3 protein-coding genes are annotated in these 1,852 nt (G+C 68.7%); all 3 read right to left on the bottom strand.

What is annotated here, in order from left to right:
* Positions 1 to 99 precede the first annotated feature (99 nt).
* Complete coding sequence (locus tag AC1DXV_RS34235) at positions 100 to 342, bottom strand: hypothetical protein (RefSeq protein WP_477871651.1); 243 nt, start codon at positions 340 to 342, stop codon at positions 100 to 102.
* A 25-nt stretch (positions 343 to 367) separates the two neighbouring features.
* A complete protein-coding gene (locus AC1DXV_RS34240) occupies positions 368 to 604 on the bottom strand; it encodes a hypothetical protein (RefSeq protein ID WP_477871653.1) in 237 nt (78 codons plus the stop codon).
* Positions 605 to 633: 29 nt separating this feature from the next.
* Positions 634 to 1,852 (bottom strand): cytochrome c oxidase accessory protein CcoG (gene ccoG / locus AC1DXV_RS34245; RefSeq protein WP_477937997.1); only part of this gene is annotated, 1,219 nt, incomplete at its 5' end.

A 1,852-nucleotide genomic window follows, 5' to 3' on the forward strand; every position in this document is an offset into this window, starting at 1 on the left:
CCCCCGAAGCCGAGCTTCTTCGTGCAGTCGGCGCCCCCCGGGGCGCCGACCGCCTCGGCATGAGCCCCCAGCCCAGCCCCTCACCCGCGCCTTTGCCCCTCAAGAAGCGTCCTCTCCAATCGTCGACCACAGCAGCGCCGTCAACGCCGAAGAGGTCGCGATCACACCCCAGAAGATCAGGAAGGTCACGCTGTAGATCGCCCGCGGCGACCAGCCGATCAACGGCCCGCCGAACCACTGGAATTCGTTCGGGTCGACGACCACGAAGACCAGCATCTCCAGCACGCCCGCCATCAGGAAGCCAGGCCACAGGATCGTGATGAAACGGGTGGTCCGGGTCATGGCGGCTCCTGCGGTTGGATGAGGCTCAGGGTGCCGGCGTTGCGGCATGGTTGCGCGCCTGCTGCGCCGGCGCCGCCGCGGTCTTGGCCGCTGCCACGCGCGCCGCGGCGCTCGACGGCTCGTCCAGCACCGGATCGATGTGCGTCAGCGCCAGCACCATCGTCGCCACGCCGGCCACCACCACGGTGGCCGGGCCGCTGATCACCAGCCACACCATCTTGTAGCGCCACCACGGCAGCGCGAGGGTTCCGCTCGGGTTCATGTCTGTCTCCTTGTCATCGAATGCCATGTTCAGCGAGGCACCATGAAGGTCGATTTCTCGTGCACCTCGGCCTTGCCTTCGTCGCCCAGCCGCTCGATCTCGAAGGCCAGCGGGTGGGCGCCCGGGCCGAGCGCGGCCGCGCGCTCGGGCGGCAACTGCACCCGCACCGCGAACCAGCGGGCCTCGGTCGGGCCGACCTCGACCTCCCGGGTGCTCGCGATCGTCGCCTGCTCGATGCCCGTCACGTGCACGCGGTAGCGCTGCACCGCCTCGGTCGCGTTCATCACCTGCAGCCGGTAGACGTTCTCGACACGGCCGTCTTCCACCTGGCGCGCCAGCGTGCCGCGGTCGCGCACCACGTCGACCCTGAACGGCTGGCGCAGCGCGATGCTCGCGACGAAGCCGACCGAGATCGCGACCATCACCGCGCCATAGGCCAGCACCCGCGGGCGCAGCGCCCGCCGCAGCATCTGCGCCTGCGTCCAGCCCCGGTCCATGCCGTTCTGCGTCGCATAGCGGATCAGCCCGCGCGGGTAGTTCATCTTGTCCATCACGCCATCGCACACGTCGATGCATGCGGCGCAGCCGATGCACTCGTACTGCAGCCCCTTGCGGATGTCGATGCCGGTCGGGCAGACCTGCACGCACAGCGTGCAGTCGATGCAGTCGCCCAAGCCGCGCGCCTTCGCATCGGCACTGCGCGGCCGCGAGCCGCGCGGCTCGCCACGCTTCTCGTCGTAGCCGATCACCAGCGTGTCACGGTCGAACATCGCGCTCTGGAAGCGCGCGTACGGGCACATGTACTTGCACACCTGCTCGCGCATGTACCCGGCGTTGCCGTAGGTCGCGAAACCGTAGAACAACACCCAGAACCATTCCCACGGGCCGAAGCCCCACTGCAACGCCTCGCCGGCCAGCACGCGGATCGGCGTGAAATAGCCGACGAAGGTGAAGCCGGTCCACAGCCCGATCGCGATCCACGCCGCCTGCTTGCCGCCCTTGCGCAGCAGCTTGTTCGCCGACCACGGTGCCGCATCGAGCTTCATGCGCGCGATGCGGTCGCCCTCCAGGTGGCGCTCGACCCACAGGAAGATCTCGGTGTAGACCGTCTGCGGGCACGCATAGCCRCACCACAGCCGCCCGGCCACCGCGGTGAACAGGAACAGCGCATACGCGCTCAGCACCAGCAGCCCGGTCAGGTAGATGAAATCCTGCGGGTACAGCACCAGCCCGAAGATGTAGAAGCGC

It is taken from the genome of Rhizobacter sp. P3_C12 (genome assembly GCF_056402735.1).